Origin of the sequence: Roseibium sp. (assembly GCF_965232425.1) — a bacterium.
Classification (GTDB): domain Bacteria; phylum Pseudomonadota; class Alphaproteobacteria; order Rhizobiales; family Stappiaceae; genus Roseibium.
Genome location: NZ_OZ246971.1, coordinates 4,248,938 through 4,268,444, shown reverse-complemented (window position 1 = coordinate 4,268,444; position 19,507 = coordinate 4,248,938). Strand labels below are relative to the sequence as shown.

Genomic DNA, 19,507 nt, shown 5'->3' with positions numbered 1-19,507 from the left:
CTTCGTTTCGTCGATTCACTCGCCTAAGATTATCGGGTCAACGTGAGGTAATCGGGAGCGGACAGATGACTCTAGCGCGGAACCTGAACAGGATTGCCTTTGTAGCAGCATTTGTTTTTCTAGCTGCAATTGTTGTCGGGATCATTTGATCCGGCAGCAGGAAACGAGTAAAAACAACGCCTTAGAGCGAAACTCGGAAATGTGTTGATAGACAATTTTGACAGTAACTGACATTCGAGCCCGCCGCACCAGAAGGTGTCGGCCGGCGTCGACTGTCGGTGTTCGCTTGTCAATTTCGACGTTCGCGTCGGGCATCAAGTCCGACGCGACGGAGTAACCGATTGGCGTGAACATTTTAGCGAAACGCCTTCACCTGCAATTAATGAGTGCAGAAATCTCATTGAATGAGACGGCATCGCGGCATTTTGTCCACATGCCCCTCTGTCGGGGCTGGGTCACGCTGCAAGTGCGAGCGTTTGCGCCAGGGCGTCCTCTCTCTTGGACGGATCCGCCATCAACTGGTCTGCGGCTATGATCGTGACATCCTTGATTCCGACGAAACCAAGCACGTGCTTCAGATACGTGACCGCGAAGTCGATCTCGGAGCCCACCTTTGTTCCTCCGGATGCAACAAGCACATAGGCCTTCTTGCCCTCAAGCAGACCGACAGGACCGTTCTCCGTGTACTTGAAGGTTTCGCGTGCGCGCGCAATCTGGTCAATCCAGGCTTTGAGCGCCGCCGGAACCGAAAAATTGTAGATGGGCGTTCCGATGACAATCGTGTCGGCGGATTTCAGTTCATCGACAAGGGTATCGGAAAAGGACAGCTTCGCCTGTTGTTCCGCATTTCTCTGGGATGGATCGGTGAAATTCGCCCCGACCCATTCCTCATCGAGGAACGGCAGCCCCGTGGAAACGTCGCGGGCGAGAACCGTGGCGTTCGGGTTTTTTTCGGTCAGGCGGGCGACCAGAGCACTGGTCAGTTCCCGTGTCACCGAGTTGGTTTTGCGGGCGGAAGCGTCGATATGAAGAATGGTGTTGGCGTCGTTCATCACGTTCGTTCTCCTGTTCAAGACAGACCAAGCGGTTTGTTCCCGATCAGGAGATAATAAGAGGAAAAACGTATAACTAGGCCCATTTTGGTGAACAGTCTGTTTTCCGTGATCGCTTGCGATTTACGGAACCCCATGTCGGGACGGTAGGCGTCGCCTGGGCCGGTCGGCACCTAGCCGCGTTGCGCGACATACCGTTGCGCGCCTTCCGGCATCTCCATCCGCGCGTGTGTCTCGGCATATTGCCCCAGCTTTTCGGCAACCTGGTCGCCCGGCAGGGAGCTTCCCCGCGTTTTGAGGTCGACGTGAAGCAGGAACGTTTCGACGGTCGCGACCAGCGTGCCGTCCGACTTCCTCAGGAAGTGGAACAGATGCAGCTTCTTGCCCTCGCCCTGCAACACTTGCGTCGTCACGATGAGACGCTCGCCAGCCAGCATCTCGTCGAGGTGGCGAATATGCGTTTCCACGGTGAAATAGCTGCGTCCGGACGCGATGTAGTCTGCATCGGCGCCGATCATCTCCATGAACCGGTCCGTGGCGGCCGCACCCGCTTCAAGGTAGTGGGTCTCGTTCATGTGGCCGTTGTAATCCACCCAGCTTTGCGGAATGTGCCTGCTGCCGGTGACCGGCAAGACCGGGTCTACATGAGCGGACAACGAGGCTTCATGCCGGTTGATCACACCACCGGCTCCGCTGCCCGTCTTCTTCAGGGCACGCATCATCCCGACAAGATTATCGTCGCGCTTGCGTTCAAGTTCGCGAATGCTCATGTGACCTGACTGGGCATCGGATTGCCCGGCAATGAGATCCACCAGTTCCTCCGTAAATTCGGGAACATCCATCAGCTTTGTCCAGGGCCATTCCAATGCGGGGCCGAACTGGGCCATGAAGTGCTTCATGCCCGCCTCGCCGCCGGCAATCCTGTATGTCTCGAACATGCCCATTTGAGCCCAACGGATGCCGAAGGCCATGCGAATGGCTTCATCGATTTCCTCGGTGGTCGCAACACCGTCCTTGACGAGCCAGAGGCTCTCGCGCCAGACCGCCTCCAGCAACCGGTCGGCGATATGCGCATCTATCTCCTTGCGCAGGACAAGCGGAAACATGCCCAGATCGCGCAAGATGCCGGCAGCCTTGGCTGTTGTCCCGCCATCGCCCACCAGTTCCACGAGCGGAAGCAGGTAGACCGGGTTGAAGGGGTGGGCGACGATCGCGCGCGCACCCGCGCTGTTAAGTTCCGAAGGCTTGAAACCGGAGGTCGATGAACCGATGATGGCGCTTTCCGGCGCCAGGTCGCCAATCTCACCAAGCACCTTGTGCTTGAGCTCAAGCCGCTCCGGGATGCTTTCCTGTATCCAGTCGACATTCTCGACGGCGCCGGCAAGGCTATCTTGAAATGTCAGCTTCCCTTCCGGTGGCAGCAACCAGTCGTAGAGAGACGGAAGGCTTCTGCGCGCGTTGCCCAGAACCTCGTTTATCTTGCGCTCGGCCTCGGGGTCGGGGTCGTAGACCGCAACGTCCCAGCCGTTCAACAGAAATCGGGCCGCCCAGCCGCCACCGATCACGCCGCCGCCGACAATGCAGGCCTTCATCTTGGAGCCCTCTTCGTCAGCCCGAGAAGGGAACGAACCTCCTCAGGTCCCATGATCTTCGCTCCCATTCCTTCGATGATCTTCACGGACTTTTCGACCAGTTGCGCGTTGGTCGCAAGAACGCCCTTTTCCAGGAAAAGATTGTCTTCCAGACCGACACGAACGTTCCCGCCGGCCAAAACGGCAGCAGCAGCGTATGGCATCTGATCCCGGCCCAGGCTGAAGGCGGACCAGGCCCAGTCGGACGGAATGGCATTCACCATCGCCATGAGGGTGTTCAGGTCGTTCGGCGCACCCCAGGGAACGCCCATGCACAATTGAACAAGCGCGGGGGATGCAAGGGTGCCTTCGCTGACCAGCTGTTTGGCGAACCACAGATGCCCGGTGTCGAACGCCTCGATTTCCGGTTTGACACCGAGTTCGGTCATCATGGATCCCATCGCCCTCAACATGCCGGGCGTGTTGGTCATGACATAGTCCGCCTCAGCGAAATTCATGGTCCCGCAATCGAGCGTACAGATTTCCGGGAGACACTCGGCAATATGAGCCATGCGCTCGGTCGCGCCGATCATGTCGGTTCCGGCTGCGTTGACCGGAAGAGGCGCTTCGGTTGATCCGAAAACGATATCCCCGCCCATACCGGCGGTCAGGTTTAGCACAACGTCCACGTCCGCCGCCCGGATGCGGTCCGTCACCTCCCTGTAAAGCTCCAGGCGCCTCGAAGGTGCTCCGGTTTCCGGATCCCGGACATGGCAATGAACGACCGCGGCACCCGCCCTTGCCGCATCGATCGCACTGTCGGCAATCTCCTTTGGGCTGCGCGGAACGTGCGGTGACTTGTCCTGTGTCGACCCGGAGCCGGTAACGGCACAGGTGATGAAAACATTCCGGTTCATTTGTAGCGGCATTGTTCGTCTCCTAGCGGCCCTTCCAGACCGGATCTCGTTTTTCTGCAAAGGCCCTGGCACCTTCAAGCTGGTCTTCGGAACGATAGAGCGTCTCGACGGTTTCGAACTGGCTCTTGGTGATGCGATTCATGGCATCCTGGAAGGTCAGCGCCTCCGCTTCCCTGACAACTTCCTTGATCGCGGCATAGACCAGCGGCGGTCCCGACGCCAGCAACCTGGCAAGTGTCCACGCCTCCTGCATGAGCTGACCGGCGGGATGAACATGATTGATCATCCCCCAGCGCGCCGCTTCCTGCGTATCGATCCAGCGCCCGGTCAGCAGCATTTCCATCGCGATATGGTAGGGGATGCGTTTTGGCAGCTTGATGCTGGCAGCATCGGCCACAGTCCCGGAACGGATTTCCGGCAACGCGAACTCCGCATGATCCGCTGCAAGGATGATATCCGCCGACAATGCCAGTTCCAGTCCGCCACCACAGCAGATGCCGTTGACCGCCGCAATGACGGGTTTGTTGAGGCCGCGCAATTCCTGCAGGCCACCGAACCCGCCTTTTCCGTAGTCACCGTCGACCGCGTCACCGTCAGCGGCCGCCTTCAGGTCCCAGCCGGGGCAGAAGAACTTTTCCCCGGCTCCGGTGATGATTGCGACGCGCAAGTCCGGATCGTCACGAAAATCCGTGAAGACGTCCCCCATCAGCCGGCTCGTCTTGAGATCGATCGCATTGGCCTTGGGCCGGTCGAGGACAACCTCGAGGATCTGGTCTTCCTTTCGGATTTTCAGCGGGCTATCCATTGCTCATTTCCTCACCTCTGATCAGCGCATCTGCCGCGATTGCAAAGTTTTCGCCGCAAAGCAGCGGATTGATTTCCACCTCATCGACCGGCCCCGACAGGACAAAGGATTGCACTGCCATCACGGCGTCGACGATTGCCTCGCGATCACACGCCGGCTTGCCACGATAACCGTCAAGGAGACGTGCGATCCTGAGAGTGCCCAACGCATCATCCACCTCTTGCCGGGAGACCGGCATCACGAGGGAAACCGAGTCCTGAAGAAGCTCCGTCAGGACGCCGCCCGCGGCAAGTGTCAAAACATGCCCGTGGGCCTCGTCCCGAACAACACCGACAAGCATCTCTGCAACAACATCACTGACCATTTCCTCAACAAGAAACGTATCAGACGTCATTTTAGCGCCTGCCCCCAGAACCTCTGTTGCGCAAGTCAGCCGAAGTGCAACGGCACCGGCTTCGGTCTTGTGCGCAACGCCGGTTCCTTTCAGAACAACCGGGAACCCGATCTTCTCGGCCACCGCGACCGCGTCTTCCGGACTGTTTGCCAAACCACTCTCAGGCACGCGCACGCCGTGCTTTTGAAGAATTCCCTTGGACCTGTCCTCGCCGAACTCGACCGACAGTGCCGGCACGGCGGGAATGTGCACCGCGCCTGCCCTTCGGGTGCGGCCTGCTGTCGCGACAGCCGCCAGAGCCGCGAGCCCGTCGTCCATGCCGATCATCGGAACGATCCCGCGCGCCAGCAGATCAGCCGCAGTATCTTCCGGCATCGTCTCAGGCAGGGAGCTGAGTATTCCCATGGGTTTGCCGCTTCTGGTTTTTGCCACTTCCACCGCATCTATGACCTTGAGCCATTCGTCGGCCGAGCATCTGTCGCCACGCGGAAAGTCGAGAACAACGATACCGAAGGACGCCTCCCCATCAAGCATCGCGGCGAACACGGAGCTCATCGCCTCCGTGTCGCCCCAGATGTAAGTGTGGTAGTCCAAGGGGTTCGCCAGGGCGACTTTGGGGCCGAGCAAACCCTGCAATTCGTCTTTTTGGGAGGAACTGAGCGCCGGAAAGGCGACAGGCAGATCGAGGGCTGAATCGGCGATCAGGCTCGCCTCTCCGCCGGAGCAGGACATCGAAACAATCTTGTTGCCTGAAAGCGGCCCAACTGCTTGGACCAGCTTGAGCGTTTCCAGGAAAACGGAAAGACTTTTAACCTCGGCGATCCCGAGCTTCGCAAGCAAGGCACTTGCTCCGGCAGCGCTGCCGGCAAGCGACGCCGTATGTGAAATGGTCGCAGCGCGCGCCTGCTCCGAACGGCCGATCTTCAAAACAACAACAGGTTTGCCGGCTTCGTGCGCCCGGCGCGCAAACCGCACGAATTCGGACAGGTCATCAAGGCCCTCGATATGCAAACCGATGGCGGTCACCCGCTCGTCGTCAAGCAAGGCATCTGCCACTGCGGATAGCCCGCGTTGCGCCTGGTTTCCCGCAGTAACAAGATAAGCGACCGGGAGCCCGCGTGCTTGCATCGTGAGGTTCAGCGCGATGTTGGACGACTGTGTCAGTATCGCAACGCCGTTTTCTGCTGGCCGCAATCCGTGTTGGTCCGGCCAGAGCGCTGCCCCGTCCAGCGCATTGATGAACCCGTAGCAGTTCGGTCCCAGGATCGGCATGTCACCGGCAGCCGCGATCAGGGCATCCTGCAGTGTTTCACCGTCAGCTAGTTCGGCAGCTGCTTCGCGAAATCCGGACGCGAAGCAGACTGCCCCGCCTGCCCCCATCCTCGACAGGGATTGAACGACCCCGACCGTCGTGTGCCGGTTAACACCTACGAAAGCTGCATCCGGAACAAATGGCAACTCCTCGATCGATTGCACGGCCGGGCATCCGGCGATCTCCGCCCTGGTCGGGTGTACAACACAAACCTGGCCGTCAAACCCGAGCTTCCGGCATTCGGCCACGACGTTCGTGCACCAGAACCCGCCGCCGATAACAGCGACGGTCTTGGGGCGCAAAAGCTTCTCGAGGCCCTGCATCGCTTAGGCTCCGAGCGGTCTGAAGAGATCGCGGCTGATGATGTGGCGCTGGATTTCACTGGTACCGTCCCAGATCCGTTCCACGCGTGCGTCGCGCCAGAAGCGTTCGATCGGAAAGTCATCCATCAGGCCCATGCCGCCATGGATCTGCAAGGTCGCGTCCGTGACCCTTGCAAGCATTTCCGTGGCATAGAGCTTGGCGCTGGCAATTTCCCTGTTGGCAGGCAAGTGCTGATCGAGCCGCCACGCACCGGCAAGCGTGAGCCAGTCAGCCGCATCGATTTCGGTGATCATGTCCGCAATCTGAAAACTCACGCCCTGGAACTTCGCGATGGCCTGGCCGAATTGTTCTCGCTCCGCCGCATAGGAAAGTGCATGATCGAAGCAGCGGCGCGCGCGTCCGACGCTCATCGCCGCAACCGTCAGCCGGGTCGCGTAGAGCCATTCATTCATCACGGCAAAGCCGCCGTCCACTTCTCCGAGAACCTGTGCATCGGGAAGCCGGCACCCGTCGAAATAGAGAATGTAGTTCTTGTAGCCCCGGTGACTGACGGAATTGTAGCCTTCCCGTACTTCAAAACCGGGCGTACCGCGATCGACAAGGAAACAGGTGATCCGCTTTTTCGGCCCCTTCGGCGTTTCATCGACACCGGTCGCGACAAATACGATGAAGAAATCCGCATGTTCGGCACCGGAAATGAAGTGCTTCGACCCGGACACCACCCAGTCGCCGCCGTCCCGGACCGCCTGACACTTCATGCCTCTGACATCGGAGCCGGCATCCGGTTCCGTCATCGCCAGGGCATCCATCTTCTCGCCGCGCACAGCCGGCAGCAGGTAACGCTCCCGCTGCTCGCCCGTACAGGCCATCAGAATGTTCTGCGGCCGCCCGAAAAAATGCGTCAGCGCCATGGAACCACGGCCGAGTTCCCGCTCCACAAGCGTAAAGTCCAGATGGCTCAAACCGGCACCGCCGACTTCCTCGGGAAAATTGCAGGCATAGAACCCAAGATCGAGGCACTTGCGCTTGATCTCCTCGCCGAGTTCCAACGGAACCTGCCCGGTCTTTTCGACAAGCGTTTCATGAGGATAGATTTGATTTTCGACGAAGGAGCGCACCGTCGAAACGATCATGTTCTGCTCGTCGCTCAAACCAAAATGCATCTCGTCCTCCTGTTGTCACCCGTGATGAAAGGTGAGACAACAGGCGAAAACTTGATATGCAGTTTTGGTAGAAAACTATGCAGAGTTCAAACAAATTGTCCCAGTGCCGGTCGATCCATGTTCTGCTGTTCGACAATTTCTCAAACCACTGTCTGGCGAACGCAATCGAGCCCTTTCGCGCCGCCAACACGATCGCGCGTCAAAAACTCTATGTCTGGGAGCATTTCAGCCTGCCGGGCGGAAAGGTAACCTCGTCCAGCGGCTTACCGGTCGAGACCAGGCCGTTGGCCGGTGCGGACCAGCGCGGCGACTACCTTTTCATCATGCCGAGCTACGGCTATGGCGACTTGTCAAACCCGAAGACGAGCCAGTTACTGCGCGCCGCACACCGGCGCTATGCTACGGTTGCCGGGATGGACACAGGCGCATGGCTCCTGGCAAAGGCCGGACTGCTGGATGGCCGCAAGGCAACGATCCACTGGGATGAATACACAAGCTTCATGGAAGCGTTTCCCGATGTCATGGCGGTGGAGGACAGGTTTGTCATTGATGGCGGTCTCGCAACATGCGGCGGCGCTTCGACCACGTTTGAACTCACCCTGGAACTGATACGCCGGGAACACAGTCCGATGTTCGCGCTGGAAATTGCGGCGCTGTTCATGCACGGAGACAAACTGGACATGCGGGACCCGCTGCAACGCTGGTCGGCCGATGCGCTTGTTCGCAGCGCGACGGCACTCATGCGCCGAAATCTGGAACAGCCTTTGACCATCCCCGAACTGGCAAGACAGCTCCGCTCCGACCAGAGGTCCCTGGAAAAGCGGTTTCGCGACGAAATGAAGACCACACCACTTTCCGTATACAGGGGAATTCGTTTGCGCGAGGCGCGCCGGCAAGTGGAGTTGACCCGGTTGAGCATAGCGGAAATTTCCGAACGGTGCGGCTACCGGAACACGAGCGCGATGATAAGGGCCTTTCGTCAGGAATTCGGGCATCCGCCTGGGCATTACCGGCGCACATCTTGAACAACCGCGTTGCGCCAAGCCTCGGAGAGGGTCGAACGCGCACCGCTTCTAAGGCGGAATGTCCGGGAGCGCATCTTGACAAAATGGGCGTGACGATACCCGATGCCTGAGAGCGAGCAGGCAGGGTATTGGTCAAACATCATCCATTGACACGCGCTTTGTGCTGAATTGAGCAACGGTCAGACCGGGATAAACAAGTATGTCGGCAATCATGCGCAGCGTGGCAATTCTCCTGACCCTCGTCGGGCTCGCCGGCACAGGACATGCACAGGACGACAAGGTTCCGCAATTCGTCGGCACCGGGATATGCGCGGATTGCCACGAAGCCGAGGTGAAATCGTGGCAAAAGTCACATCACGCTCTGGCTTGGACAGAACCCTCAGAGGAAACCGTCGACGGCGACTTTGAAAACGCCGAGTTCGTCCATGACGGCCGTACGAGCAGGTTCTTTAAACAGGACGGCGCGTTTTTCATCGAGACTGACGATTTCCGGGATGGCACAACGACATTCAAGGTCGCTGGCGTCGGGGGGATTGCGCCGCTTCAGCAATACCTGATTGAAACGGAGCCGGGGCGGTTACAGTCTTTCGATGTCGTTTGGGATCAGGTCAGGAAGGAGTGGTACCATCTCTACCCGTCGCAGGAATTGCCGCCGGAAGACGGATTTCACTGGAGCGGTCCTTACAAGAATTGGAACGCTCGCTGCGCGGAATGCCATTCAACGGATTTCCGGAAGAACTACAGCCTGCGCGACCGGCAATATCAGAGCGCGTGGAGTGAAATCGGTGTGGGTTGTGAAGCATGCCACGGACCGGGCGAAGCGCACGTGGCCTGGGCAAAACCGGAAACGCCGGGCGAGAGCGCGTTTTCGCGCGTCAATGAAAAGGGATTGCTCGTCGAATTTTCCGACGATCATGCACAAACAGAGATACAGCAATGCGCCACGTGCCATGCGCGCCGCGAACCGTTTCAGGCATCAAGCCCCTTTCCGGGCACGCCCTTTCACGATGCCTACCGTTTGGCGCTTCTGAGAGAAGGTCTCTACCATCCGGACGGGCAGATCCTCGACGAGGTCTATGTCTACGGTTCGTTTCTGCAGTCAAAAATGCATCAGGCAGGTGTGCGGTGTTCGGACTGCCATGAACCGCACAGCGCTGAACTGAGGGCAGACGGCAACGCCATGTGCACGCAGTGTCACTCGCCTGCCGGCAACAGCAATTTCCCGAGCCTAACCTTGAAAGACTATGACGACGAGGCGCATCACTTCCACGAAACGGGATCCGAAGGCGCGCAGTGCATCAGCTGCCACATGATCGAACGCACCTATATGGGTATCGATGGCCGGCGAGATCACTCGTTCCGGGTTCCGAGGCCTGATGTTTCCTCCAGGATCGGAACTCCGAATGCCTGCACCGACTGCCATCAGGACAAGCCGGCCGAATGGGCGGCGGAGATCCTGAAAACGCGCTTTCCCGACGGTCGGCATCGGAAGCCCCATTTCGGCGAGGTCTTCTCCTCCGCTCGTGAGGGAACCACCGGCATCGGTGATAACCTCCTGGCGATTGCGAATCAGCCCACCTATCCGGCAATCGTTCGCGCGACGGCGCTCGACCTTTTGATGCGAGATCCGGATCCGGCGCTCGCAGAGCGCGCCGGGAACCTGCTGGACGATCCGGAGCCGTTGGTGCGAAGTGCCGCTGTCGCAACACAGCGCAACGCTCCGGCAGAAATTGCGAACGGGAATATCCTTCGTGCACTGGAAGATCCTGCAAGAGCCGTCCGGATCGCGGCAGCGCGACAGCTATTGACGCTTCCGCCCGGACCATCGTCCGCGCATGCCTCGCCTGCGGCCCGGACAGCTTCGCGCGAATGGCAACAATCTCTTGCAGCGAAATCCGATTTTCCTGAAACGCACATGAGCCTCGGTGGCACCGCTCTGGCGATGCGCAATCCCCGCGCCGCAGCGTCCGCCTTCGAGGAAGTGACCCGGCTGGACCCCCAACTCGTGGAGGCCTGGATTTTTCTCGTCCGGATTCATCTGGCACAGCAAGACCTGGCAGCTGCTGAGTTCGCCCTGCAAAAGGGACTGGTTCTCAACCCGGACAACGAAGACCTTCTGGCGTTGAAAAATCAGTATTTCAGGTAGGGTTTTGTGAACTTTTCGCCTATGAACGAACCCACTACTTACTAATTCCGAAAATGAAATTCTTTTTGCAAACGCAATTAGAAGTAAGATCGCCAAACTAAATTACGACCTTCCAATTCGCCGTGTAATTCTTATGTAGAATACTAAATCCTTCATTCCAGAACCGCTAAACTCCGACCCTAAAACTCATAGTCTCCAAGTTCAATTTCAAATTTATGCTTCATTTCTACGAATTCCTTAAGTTTTCTATCATAGCAACTCCTGTAATCTAAGCGAAAATCTGATTTATTTCTGTGATTTAATTTAACATTTTTAATATTCAAATCTTCGCAAAGCGACAAGAAATCTTCTGACATTCTCTCAAAGCGCAGAAATTTGCTTACCAATTCCTTTCCGAATGAACGTCGAAAAAATATACCTCTCTCTACTGTTAGAAAGTCTTCGAGCGTTGGCGCTTTCTTGACCAATTGAACAAAGGATTTTTCGGACCATTCGACAGTCGTCCTATGTGGGGAAAAGTATAAACTTACCAATTTGTCAAAAGGATTTCGGATGCTAGTAAATATGTAATAATTCTCAATCTGCTTACCAAGGGCGTTATAATATTCTCTCATTCGGGAGTGTTTCGACAGATTCTGGTAATTAGGATTTTTAACTCCAAATCTATCGATGCCATCTTGCGTTCGGCTATTGATTACAATCTCGTCTTCGGAAAAGTCACGCAATGCATCTTGTATGCTATTCCCTGCAGTTTTTGGCACATGAATAAATATAAAATTTTTTGCAACAGATATCATATACATTCCATTGGCACGAAAATACGTTTCGACCCGAGTTCACAACTATAATTTTCTATAAAACAGTTGAGGTTCGGCGCAGCCAGAACAAACCGGAGCAATTCAAGTTAAATAGTTGGCTGGCCTGTGCGTTATGTCATTTGCGAAAACCATCCAGCTCTACGCTGAAAATTTTGAGCGTGCTGGTTTGATCGATTTACAAAAGAATTTATATTCGGATAATCGCTGCGCTTACTGCATAACGCCTTTATCAAGAACCTCAATAGATTGCTCACTTACGTACTTGGAAACAAAATCGTCAGTGAGCAGAGCCCGTTGTTTAAGAAAATTCGTCGGAAAATCGCTGTTCGGTTTAAACCTCCGATTTTGATTGCCGGAATAGGGCGATGTGGAACGACACTTGTGCGTGACGCTGTCGTAAACTCGAACAAATACTATTCCAAGGCACCGGGTTTCGTTGTGACGATCAACGGGACAGACTTCGCGAACGGAAATGTTTACAAGACGCACGATTTTCCGCCACGCTCGCTGCCCGCGGACGTGAAGGTCGTATTCATGTACGGCAACCCGATGAATGCGGCAGTCTCATCTTTCAAGGCGTTTGCAGGACCCGGCAAACAGCACTATGTCCACGCACATTCGCCGTTTGCCGATGACCACGAAAATCTGTTCGAGCGCGATGTCCTGTTGATGGAAAAGCAGTTTCGCGCATGGATGCAGCCTCAGAAGTTTGCGCTCTGCGCAGTACGCTATGAAGCGCTGAGCGACGGCTCGATTTGCGATCAGCTGGGACATTTCCTGAACTGTGAAATGCGGTTTCCCGAGTTTAAGGAAAGAGAAAGTTCGTGGCGGAACCATGAGCGCAGGTCCGAACTGGAAAACACATATGGGAAACTTGCGGAAGAGATGGAGCGTTTCTCCGCGATAACAATCTTCTCCGCCATAGAGGTGCCCGGCGGCCGTCTTAATGCCGAACTGAATCCAGCCGGTCGAGGGGCTCTCTTCAGGTGTCTATTTCTTCCCCGGCGTCCCGAGCCACAAGTCCAGCAACTGCTTTCCCGACCCCACCGGATCACGGGATGCACGCAGGATGAAAACAGCCAGATTCCGGCCGGTCATGGCGAGAATGCCGGCCATGCCGAACGCCCATCTGCACCGGCAACGCTGTCCTGAAGAGCGTCATTTCCCAGAACGGAAAGCGTATTGAACGCCTTTGCTACCTCTTCGGGGTTTTCACCCGTCAGATTTCCGACCAGAACTTTGGCCGCATTTGGAGGGAGCATGCCCTTGGCGATGACAATTCCGCGTATCACACGGGCGGAATCCGTAGTGTCTCCTTTCAGGAATGCAAAGGCATCGTTCGCAAGACCGCGGACCGAGGCCTGAAATGGATCGCTCATGTCTGCGGCTGCAAGCCACTCCACGGCGGATACGTTGCGCGAATGAGCGTCCTCGGCATCCAGGTACCGGCTCAAAAGCCGGACGCGCGTTTCGGCATTCAACGATGCGTTGCCGCTGAACGCGAGCGGGTCGACCTGTCCATGCTCGCTGTCAATGCGCTCGACAATGTCGGCTTGTTCGACAAGCGCACTTTCCGTTTTTTTCTTGAGCGCGCTCGCCAGCAGCCGATATCTACTGTCTTCCGGCAGAGCCCCGGCACGCACAGCGAATTCCGATGCCGGGTCGTCCTGGAAGGCGACCGTCTTCGCGCCATCCAGCTGGCGCGCCTGCAGATCTGAAAGTTCAGCGATCTGGACGTCGGGGGGATGAGCTTGCACCCAGGCCTCGAGCAATTCCCACCGAGCGACCTGTATCGACTGCTCCTTGACAGATCGTGGCAACGCTGCAGTTGCCACGAGGTCAACAAAGTCATCGAAAACCTGGTCGATCCTTTTCGGCGAACGGGAGACGGTATCGACCGCCAGATCTTTCGTTTCGTCGATGCCTTTCAGGTAGTAGACTTTGTCTTGCCGGTCTTCGGCGAAAGCGATATCCGTGCGCAGCTGTCCCGGAAATCTTGCCGAGCCCGGCCGCTCCCATGAGCGTGTTCATGCGCTCGATCAGACCTTTGAGCGATTTCAACGATTGCCGGAAAATCGCCGCCTTGTGATGAGCGAACAGTGCGAGGCCTGCGATCAGGTCCGTCTTGCCGCCACCGGCCGCGCCGCCGTAGAGCGTGAGATCCGCCTCCGAGAAATATCCTTCGGTCTGTGGTCCGGCCTGTGGTTGCCAGACTTCGAACTGACGCAGGACGTCGGCTTCGTCCAGGTATTTCTGCAAGGTCACGCGCTCCGGCGCAGCCATGTCCTCGATCCGGTCTATCAGTGTCCTGAGGGCCGTCGTCATTCTCTCTGCCACCGCCGTGCGAAAAAAATGTCGTCTGCTTCTGTCGAAGAAAGATCAGACCGGTTCATGCGGGAAAACAAACACTGCGCGATCAAACCAGGTCCGCCGTTACCTGATCGGCATAGATCAGGCCTTGTGTAATCGTTCCGGTATAGGCCCCAGGCCCCGCGCTGTTCCACTCGCCGCGGTTTCTGGCGACATTGCCTGCATGGACATCACCAAGGCCGCCGCTGTTGCTGCCGCCGGCCTGGCTTTCCGTATGCGTGGTGGAAATCTTGGAAGCGATCAGAACTCCGTCAGCATAGAGCGCGGCTTTGCCAGTGTTCGAGCCGAAGAAACCGGTGCCACCACAGGAGAACTCAAGAACCTCGGCACCGGCCGGAATGGGCGCGCTGATCTCGATGCGATTTGTGGCGTCCCCGAACGTGTCCCCGTCGCCGTGCTGCAGGTAAAGCTGTCCCTCATGGGCATAGAAGACGAATCCGACACCGTTACCGCCGGCCTCCGCGATAATTCCTGCATCACTCGCGGCGATCGACAGGTAAACCCGGCCGGACAAGGCTGTCTTGCTCGACGCACCCTTGTAGTCCGTGATGCGGTCCTCCCAGACTTCCGTGACCGTCATACCCTCCGTCGCCAGCGTTGATGCCTGAACGTTTCCACCTGCGCCACCGAACCGGAGCCCCCGGGTCCAGCGGCGCGTCAGGCCTTCCCGGCCCTGCAATATGAACATGCCCGGTCAGCCGCGAATAACGATCACAGCCGCGTCGTTGACCACACCTCTGACATAGACCTTGTCCGTGCCGGTCAGGTTCGACAATGTGAGGGGAGTGTTCCGGTCGACTTCGACGGCAGCACCATCCGGTCCCGGCTCTGACGCACCCACGTGAACCTTGACAGCATCGCGTCCGTTCGTTGCGATCATGACATTTGCCAGACCGTTCGCAGCTTCCGCCCAATCCGTATTTGCTGCTTGAATTTCGACAGTTTCTGTCATTCGTCTTCCTCATGAAAAAAGCGCGCGTCTTGAGCGCGCGCATGTGACCAGTCACCTGATTCTGAAATTTGACCCGTTTTGCAGCGGGCTTCGAACGAACGTCAGATTCAAGAAGGTGACGAGTAAGTCTATGTTTCTAGTGCGGTTTACGAATTTGAAGTTCGCTTCGCAGACTGCTGCAGCAATGATGCGAACTTCAAATTCACCGCACTAGGATCCATCTGTGGCCTGGCCGCACTCCTCGGTCTTCCGTGACCTCTCGCGTGTCAGCAGCGCCATCACACCCAGTGCGATTTCCTCGGCACTGCGTGGCTTGAACTTTTCGATCCGCGACATCTCTTCCGGACTGCTCAGCACACTCCATGCTTCGACTTCCGCCCTGTCGCGCCAGCCTGCCCGGTTCTTCATGTTAAAGGCCCAGGCGCTCGCATTGAACTTTGCGAGGTCACCACGGACCCCGTCCTTGCCGATCTTTTCCCATTCCAGCAATCCACGCCGCGCGGCTTCCTCGAGCTTCTCGCGCGGGAAGTCCTCAGGAAACTGCTCCGCGTAGTAACGGATCGTCTTCCGGTCCGCATCGGGAAAGCTTTCGAGCGAAAAGCCGGCCCCGATATGTGCGCAAAGAGCCGAGAACACTTCTTGCCGCCGTTCCCGTGTCGGCCACTTCCGGTCTTCGGGTGGCTCGCATTGTGGCGCGATTGCCGGCGATGGGGCGTCGTCTTTCGGGGTTCGGATGATACCCTCCTGAAGTGCTGGTGAATTCGGCGGAATGTTTGGCGGCATGAGAGCAAACCTCCGCGAAGCGCAAGGATCCGATCTCTGACATGCGCGTATGCGCTCGCAGGCACGGCGTTGATGATCCGGCTTTGTCGCATGCCGCGGCACCAGCCGTACTTTCCCAATGTACCGTGATGAAGAGCGTTCTAGCCCCGTTTTGACGAGACGTCCATCAAGCGCCCGCGTCTGAAACACCGGTTCAGACCACACACATTGAAAGTGGATTTGCAGTCAGGAGCTTGAACCGGTTTCCAGGTTGGGCGCTCACGGAGCTTTTTCTAGGGTCAGGACTCATTCATTTGGTTGAATTGGCGCAGCAAACGGCGATGAGCTGCAAGGAAAAGCGCGACAAGCGGGTTTCCTGCAGCTTTGCGCCTCGTATCCGAACAAATTCATCCCTACAAATTCAGCCAGATTAATGAGTCCTGACCCTAGACCCGCCAGCCCAGCAGCCGCTTTTCCAGGAGGCCGATAAGCGCACTCACGAGAACACCCAGGAGCGACAGGATAACGACGCCGGCGAACAACCGCTCCAGATCGTAGAGCGAACCGGCCTCGAGGATATACGCCCCGATGCCGTATTCGGCGCCGAGCATTTCAGCTGCAACGAGCAGGATGATCGCGATCGCGAGGCTGATGCGCAGTCCGGAGAGAATACCCGGCATGGCGCCGGGCAGCACGATCTTGCGCACGATCGAGGACCAGGAAAGACCGAAACTCTGGCCCATGCGGATCAGCGACCGGTCGACATTGTCGACCGCGCCGTAGGTCGCCACCACCGTTGGTGTGAAGGTGCCGAAGGCGATCAACGCGTATTTCGATCCTTCATCGATGCCGAACCAGATCACGAACAGAGGAAGGAGCGCGATCTTCGGGATCGGAAAAATCGCGGCGACCAGCGGCACCAGCCCTGCCCTGACATAGGAAAACAGTCCGATCAGAACCCCGATCGCGATCCCCGTGCTCGCCCCTAGCGCCGCACCGATTACCAGCCGTGTCAGGGAGGGTTGCAAGTGTTTGAAGAGAAGGCCGCTCTCCCAGAGCTGGACGAAAGTCGCCAGCACGTCGGTCGGCTTGGGCAGGGTCAGGGCGGAAATCCAGCCGGTCTGCGTGCCCCACTGGATCAGGCCGATCAGGACAACGAATACGGCAACGCCAACCCAGCGAAGCGATCTGGGCGCAAAGCCGCCACCGCGGAACCGGACCTCGATCGGCTTGTCGTCCTCCTGGCGGCTCACGGCCTCTGTTTCAGCCATCGATCAGTTCCTCGTCCGCAGCGCGGGCCTCTTCGCGCATGAGTTCCCAAAGCAGGTCGTGCTTGGTCTGGCAGACCGGATCCCCGGCGCGACGCTCGCCGATAGGTGTGTCGATGCGGACGATCTCGCGGATCTGACCGGGCCGTCGCGACAGCACCACGATCGTGTGCCCGAGCCGCACCGCCTCGGCCAGATTATGGGTGACATAGACCGCGGTGAACGGCTGGCGGGTCCAGAGCGCCACCAGATCGTCCATCAGCAATTCACGGGTCTGCGCGTCAAGCGCCGACAGGGGTTCGTCCATCAGCATAACTGCCGGGTTGACCGCCAGTGCGCGCGCGATGGCAACCCTCTGTTTCATGCCACCGGACAACTGCTTCGGCAGCGCATCCGCGAAATCGGCAAGTTTCGTGCGGTTCAGGACATCATCGATGATTGCCTTGGACCGTTTGCCCCGAATGCCGTGATCTTCCAGGACCAGCGAGATGTTGCCTGTCACGGTCCGCCAGGGCAGCAGGGCGAAGTCCTGGAACACGAAGGTCAGCGGATTGAGGCTGTCGGCGGGTGGTGCACCAAGCTGCAGCACACGCCCGCTGCCCGGGCGTTCGAGGCCGCCGATCAGCCGCAAGAGCGTCGACTTCCCGCACCCGGACGGTCCGACAAGGCAGACGATCTGACCCGTCGGGATGTCCAGCGAGATGTCGCGCAGCACTTCCGTTTCGCCATAGGAATGGCTGATGCCGTCCAGTCTGATATCCATGCCCATGTGTGAACCGCCTGAAAGGACCCGGAAAAAACGGGACGGCGACCTCCGCTTCTAATCGCCGTTCCGCCTTGAGACTTAGCCTTCGTAGGTTTCCACGTAGCTGCCGTCCACAAGGGTGTCGAGGGTGATATCCTTGCCGACGAGGTCTTCGGACTGGAACCATTCCAGCTGATCCTTGAGCGAGGCAATGTTCAGACGCGATCCCTCGTTGATGCGCATCGTCCCGTTGATGATGGACGGCGCCGCCTTTTCGCGGGGACGGTCGGTGTAAACGTATTTGTGGATCAGATCGACCATCTCGTTCACGCCGTCTTCGCCGCCGGCCTTGTCGATCATCGTGGAATTGTAATCGCTGACGCCCTTGCCGAACCCGGACAGGAAGTCCTCGGTCTGACCGCGTTCGTCGGCGGCATTCTTGGCCGAGGTGAAGACGGTCGTCACCTGGTAGCCCGGAAGATAGTCCGAAATGTCGCCAATGATATGAACGGCCCCGGAGCCGGCAAGCGGTTTGGCGATATGCGGCACGATCGACCAGGCATCGATCTGGCCTGATTTGAGCGCCCCGATGATCGCTCCGACCTTCTGCAGCGGCTTGAACGACATCTCGACGCCTTCGGCCTTTGCAACCTTCGAGCCCATGTAATGGAAGGAAGAACCGGCCGTGGACATGCCGAATGTCTTGCCGCCGAGTTGTGCGGGCGACGTCAGCCCCGTCTTGTAGGCCGCGTCCGACGCCAGGATCTTCTGCCCGTCAATGCCTTTCTCTTCGCTGAGAGCACCGCCGATCACTTTGATCGCGCCCTTGTCGGCCAGCGAAATCAACCCGCCCGACACGGCTGTCACGGCGTAGTCCACGTCACCGGAGGCGATGGCGACGGCCATCGGCTGGGCAGCCTGAAAGAACTTCAGTTCCACGTCGAGCCCGGCATCGGCGAAGTAACCGCGTTCAACTGCAATGAAGCTGCCGGAATGCGACGTGAAGCGCAGCGCGCCCACCACGATCTTCCTGTTCTGCGCAATCGCGGGTGCGGCCAGCGTTGTTGCGGCGGCGCCCCCCATAAGGCCGAGGGTCTGGCGTCTGTTGAATCTCATATTCCGGTCCTCCCGTTTTGTTCCGTTCAAGCTGTTTTTTGTCTTGCGCCGAGGTCGGCGCGGATATCGTCTTCAAGTAGGATGAGAGCTGTATCCTCGTCTCGGCCGAGTACGGCCTTTTGCAACTTTTCCATCCGCTGCGCCCGCGCTGCAAAATCGATCCGCCCTTCGCGCAGGAGCGCAAGACGGAACCGCCGCGACTGATTGTAGAATTTTCCAGCCATCTGAATGAGCCGACGTGAGCCGCAGGCGGACACAAGCGTTTCCGACACCGCGCGGCAGGCCTCGTCCCACTCCAGTGCCGTCATGTCGTCAGGTTGAGTCTGAACGGCCGCTTCCGCGCGGCCGAGCGCGTGGAACATGGCGACCACCCTGGATTCCCAGGTGACATCGCCGCGCGCCATGGCCCGCTTTAATCCCAGTTTTTCGGTCTGAAGCCGCATCAGCAGAATGTCTTCCAGATCTTCCTGCGTCGCCGACATGACCCGGAACCCGCGCTGACTGGTCGCCTCGACCAATCCTTCCGCCGCCAGCATCCGCAAGGTTTCGCGCATCGAATGATTGGACCCGCCATAGGACTGGCGCAACGCTTCTATCTTGAGCTTTTCGTCCGGGGGCAGAACACCGAACGAGATGTCGCGGCGAATGGCGGACGCAAGCATTGCCACGACCGTCTCGTCATCCTTGCTGCGTCCACCGAAAAGCATTCTGTGCCCTTATTTGAAAAAAGTTGGATATTTTTCCAATAATCGACAAAGCGGTGTCAA

At 57.9% G+C, this 19,507-nt stretch carries 19 protein-coding genes; 3 read left to right on the top strand and 16 right to left on the bottom strand.

Features of this window, described 5'->3' with window-relative positions:
• Window positions 1–455: 455 nt before the first annotated feature.
• From ACO08A_RS19420 to ACO08A_RS19395, 6 genes are all read right to left on the bottom strand, one after another.
• On the bottom strand, window positions 456–1,052 hold the full coding sequence (locus ACO08A_RS19420; protein ID WP_422037597.1) for an FMN-dependent NADH-azoreductase: 597 nt from the start codon (window positions 1,050–1,052) through the stop codon (window positions 456–458).
• 173 nt (window positions 1,053–1,225) lie between these two features.
• Window positions 1,226–2,644, bottom strand: a complete 1,419-nt coding sequence (locus ACO08A_RS19415) for a carnitine 3-dehydrogenase (protein ID WP_422037596.1) — start codon at window positions 2,642–2,644, stop codon at window positions 1,226–1,228.
• Entirely contained in the window at window positions 2,641–3,552 is a 912-nt protein-coding gene (locus ACO08A_RS19410; RefSeq protein WP_421984147.1) for a 3-keto-5-aminohexanoate cleavage protein, read from the bottom strand. The genes ACO08A_RS19415 and ACO08A_RS19410 overlap by 4 nt, the downstream gene beginning before the upstream one ends.
• A gap of 10 nt (window positions 3,553–3,562) precedes the next feature.
• Complete coding sequence (locus ACO08A_RS19405) at window positions 3,563–4,345, bottom strand: carnitinyl-CoA dehydratase (RefSeq protein ID WP_422037595.1); 783 nt, start codon at window positions 4,343–4,345, stop codon at window positions 3,563–3,565.
• A complete protein-coding gene (locus ACO08A_RS19400; RefSeq protein WP_422037594.1) occupies window positions 4,338–6,374 on the bottom strand; it encodes an acetate--CoA ligase family protein in 2,037 nt (678 codons plus the stop codon). Before ACO08A_RS19400 ends, ACO08A_RS19405 begins: the two co-directional genes overlap by 8 nt.
• Window positions 6,375–6,377: 3 nt before the next feature.
• Window positions 6,378–7,538, bottom strand: coding sequence for an acyl-CoA dehydrogenase family protein (locus tag ACO08A_RS19395; RefSeq protein WP_422037593.1), 1,161 nt, complete (start codon window positions 7,536–7,538; stop codon window positions 6,378–6,380).
• Between the two features lie 77 nt (window positions 7,539–7,615).
• On the opposite strand from ACO08A_RS19395, the gene ACO08A_RS19390 reads away from it, so the two are divergent.
• Both ACO08A_RS19390 and ACO08A_RS19385 read left to right on the top strand, forming a co-directional pair.
• Window positions 7,616–8,563 (top strand): GlxA family transcriptional regulator, encoded by a 948-nt coding sequence (locus tag ACO08A_RS19390; RefSeq protein WP_422037592.1) that lies wholly within the window; start codon window positions 7,616–7,618, stop codon window positions 8,561–8,563.
• A 199-nt stretch (window positions 8,564–8,762) separates the two neighbouring features.
• On the top strand, window positions 8,763–10,709 hold the full coding sequence (locus tag ACO08A_RS19385) for a multiheme c-type cytochrome (RefSeq protein ID WP_422037591.1): 1,947 nt from the start codon (window positions 8,763–8,765) through the stop codon (window positions 10,707–10,709).
• Between the two features lie 179 nt (window positions 10,710–10,888).
• Here ACO08A_RS19385 and ACO08A_RS19380 read toward each other — a convergent pair whose 3' ends face one another.
• Window positions 10,889–11,506 carry a sulfotransferase family 2 domain-containing protein gene (locus ACO08A_RS19380; RefSeq protein ID WP_422037590.1) on the bottom strand — a complete coding sequence of 206 codons (618 nt, stop codon included), beginning with the start codon at window positions 11,504–11,506 and terminating at the stop codon, window positions 10,889–10,891.
• A 267-nt stretch (window positions 11,507–11,773) separates the two neighbouring features.
• Between ACO08A_RS19380 and ACO08A_RS19375 the strand changes: the two genes are divergently transcribed.
• Window positions 11,774–12,679, top strand: coding sequence for a hypothetical protein (locus ACO08A_RS19375; protein ID WP_422037589.1), 906 nt, complete (start codon window positions 11,774–11,776; stop codon window positions 12,677–12,679).
• On the opposite strand, the gene ACO08A_RS19370 is transcribed toward ACO08A_RS19375, so the two are convergent.
• From ACO08A_RS19370 to ACO08A_RS19330, 9 genes are all read right to left on the bottom strand, one after another.
• Window positions 12,622–13,284, bottom strand: coding sequence for a hypothetical protein (locus ACO08A_RS19370; protein ID WP_422037588.1), 663 nt, complete (start codon window positions 13,282–13,284; stop codon window positions 12,622–12,624). The genes ACO08A_RS19375 and ACO08A_RS19370 overlap by 58 nt on opposite strands.
• Before the next feature lie 91 nt (window positions 13,285–13,375).
• A complete protein-coding gene (locus tag ACO08A_RS19365) occupies window positions 13,376–13,852 on the bottom strand; it encodes a hypothetical protein (RefSeq protein ID WP_422037587.1) in 477 nt (158 codons plus the stop codon).
• A gap of 91 nt (window positions 13,853–13,943) precedes the next feature.
• Window positions 13,944–14,585: a hypothetical protein gene (locus ACO08A_RS19360; protein ID WP_422037586.1), complete on the bottom strand. Its 642-nt coding sequence runs from the start codon at window positions 14,583–14,585 to the stop codon at window positions 13,944–13,946.
• Between the two features lie 6 nt (window positions 14,586–14,591).
• Window positions 14,592–14,849 (bottom strand): hypothetical protein, encoded by a 258-nt coding sequence (locus ACO08A_RS19355; RefSeq protein ID WP_422037585.1) that lies wholly within the window; start codon window positions 14,847–14,849, stop codon window positions 14,592–14,594.
• Window positions 14,850–15,059: 210 nt separating this feature from the next.
• Window positions 15,060–15,632 carry a hypothetical protein gene (locus tag ACO08A_RS19350; protein WP_422037584.1) on the bottom strand — a complete coding sequence of 191 codons (573 nt, stop codon included), beginning with the start codon at window positions 15,630–15,632 and terminating at the stop codon, window positions 15,060–15,062.
• A 425-nt stretch (window positions 15,633–16,057) separates the two neighbouring features.
• A complete protein-coding gene (locus ACO08A_RS19345; RefSeq protein ID WP_422037583.1) occupies window positions 16,058–16,882 on the bottom strand; it encodes an ABC transporter permease in 825 nt (274 codons plus the stop codon).
• Entirely contained in the window at window positions 16,875–17,642 is a 768-nt protein-coding gene (locus ACO08A_RS19340) for an ABC transporter ATP-binding protein (RefSeq protein ID WP_422041780.1), read from the bottom strand. Before ACO08A_RS19340 ends, ACO08A_RS19345 begins: the two co-directional genes overlap by 8 nt.
• A gap of 81 nt (window positions 17,643–17,723) precedes the next feature.
• Window positions 17,724–18,740 (bottom strand): ABC transporter substrate-binding protein, encoded by a 1,017-nt coding sequence (locus tag ACO08A_RS19335; RefSeq protein WP_422037582.1) that lies wholly within the window; start codon window positions 18,738–18,740, stop codon window positions 17,724–17,726.
• A 26-nt stretch (window positions 18,741–18,766) separates the two neighbouring features.
• Window positions 18,767–19,447, bottom strand: a complete 681-nt coding sequence (locus ACO08A_RS19330) for a GntR family transcriptional regulator (protein ID WP_422037580.1) — start codon at window positions 19,445–19,447, stop codon at window positions 18,767–18,769.
• Window positions 19,448–19,507: the final 60 nt, after the last annotated feature.

Bases quoted from the DNA above. Each gene is read 5' to 3' on its own strand.
- ACO08A_RS19395 (WP_422037593.1), bottom strand. From the start codon at position 7,538: ATGCATTTTGGTTTGAGCGACGAGCAGAACATGATCGTTTCGACGGTG.
- ACO08A_RS19400 (WP_422037594.1), bottom strand. From the start codon at position 6,374: ATGCAGGGCCTCGAGAAGCTTTTGCGCCCCAAGACCGTCGCTGTTATC.
- ACO08A_RS19355 (WP_422037585.1), bottom strand. From the start codon at position 14,849: ATGACAGAAACTGTCGAAATTCAAGCAGCAAATACGGATTGGGCGGAA.
- ACO08A_RS19380 (WP_422037590.1), bottom strand. From the start codon at position 11,506: ATGATATCTGTTGCAAAAAATTTTATATTTATTCATGTGCCAAAAACT.
- ACO08A_RS19350 (WP_422037584.1), bottom strand. From the start codon at position 15,632: ATGCCGCCAAACATTCCGCCGAATTCACCAGCACTTCAGGAGGGTATC.
- ACO08A_RS19365 (WP_422037587.1), bottom strand. From the start codon at position 13,852: ATGACGACGGCCCTCAGGACACTGATAGACCGGATCGAGGACATGGCT.
- ACO08A_RS19415 (WP_422037596.1), bottom strand. From the start codon at position 2,644: ATGAAGGCCTGCATTGTCGGCGGCGGCGTGATCGGTGGCGGCTGGGCG.
- ACO08A_RS19420 (WP_422037597.1), bottom strand. From the start codon at position 1,052: ATGAACGACGCCAACACCATTCTTCATATCGACGCTTCCGCCCGCAAA.
- ACO08A_RS19360 (WP_422037586.1), bottom strand. From the start codon at position 14,585: ATGTTCATATTGCAGGGCCGGGAAGGCCTGACGCGCCGCTGGACCCGG.
- ACO08A_RS19405 (WP_422037595.1), bottom strand. From the start codon at position 4,345: ATGGATAGCCCGCTGAAAATCCGAAAGGAAGACCAGATCCTCGAGGTT.
- ACO08A_RS19345 (WP_422037583.1), bottom strand. From the start codon at position 16,882: ATGGCTGAAACAGAGGCCGTGAGCCGCCAGGAGGACGACAAGCCGATC.
- ACO08A_RS19340 (WP_422041780.1), bottom strand. From the start codon at position 17,642: ATGGATATCAGACTGGACGGCATCAGCCATTCCTATGGCGAAACGGAA.
- ACO08A_RS19390 (WP_422037592.1), top strand. From the start codon at position 7,616: ATGCAGAGTTCAAACAAATTGTCCCAGTGCCGGTCGATCCATGTTCTG.
- ACO08A_RS19385 (WP_422037591.1), top strand. From the start codon at position 8,763: ATGTCGGCAATCATGCGCAGCGTGGCAATTCTCCTGACCCTCGTCGGG.
- ACO08A_RS19335 (WP_422037582.1), bottom strand. From the start codon at position 18,740: ATGAGATTCAACAGACGCCAGACCCTCGGCCTTATGGGGGGCGCCGCC.
- ACO08A_RS19330 (WP_422037580.1), bottom strand. From the start codon at position 19,447: ATGCTTTTCGGTGGACGCAGCAAGGATGACGAGACGGTCGTGGCAATG.
- ACO08A_RS19410 (WP_421984147.1), bottom strand. From the start codon at position 3,552: ATGCCGCTACAAATGAACCGGAATGTTTTCATCACCTGTGCCGTTACC.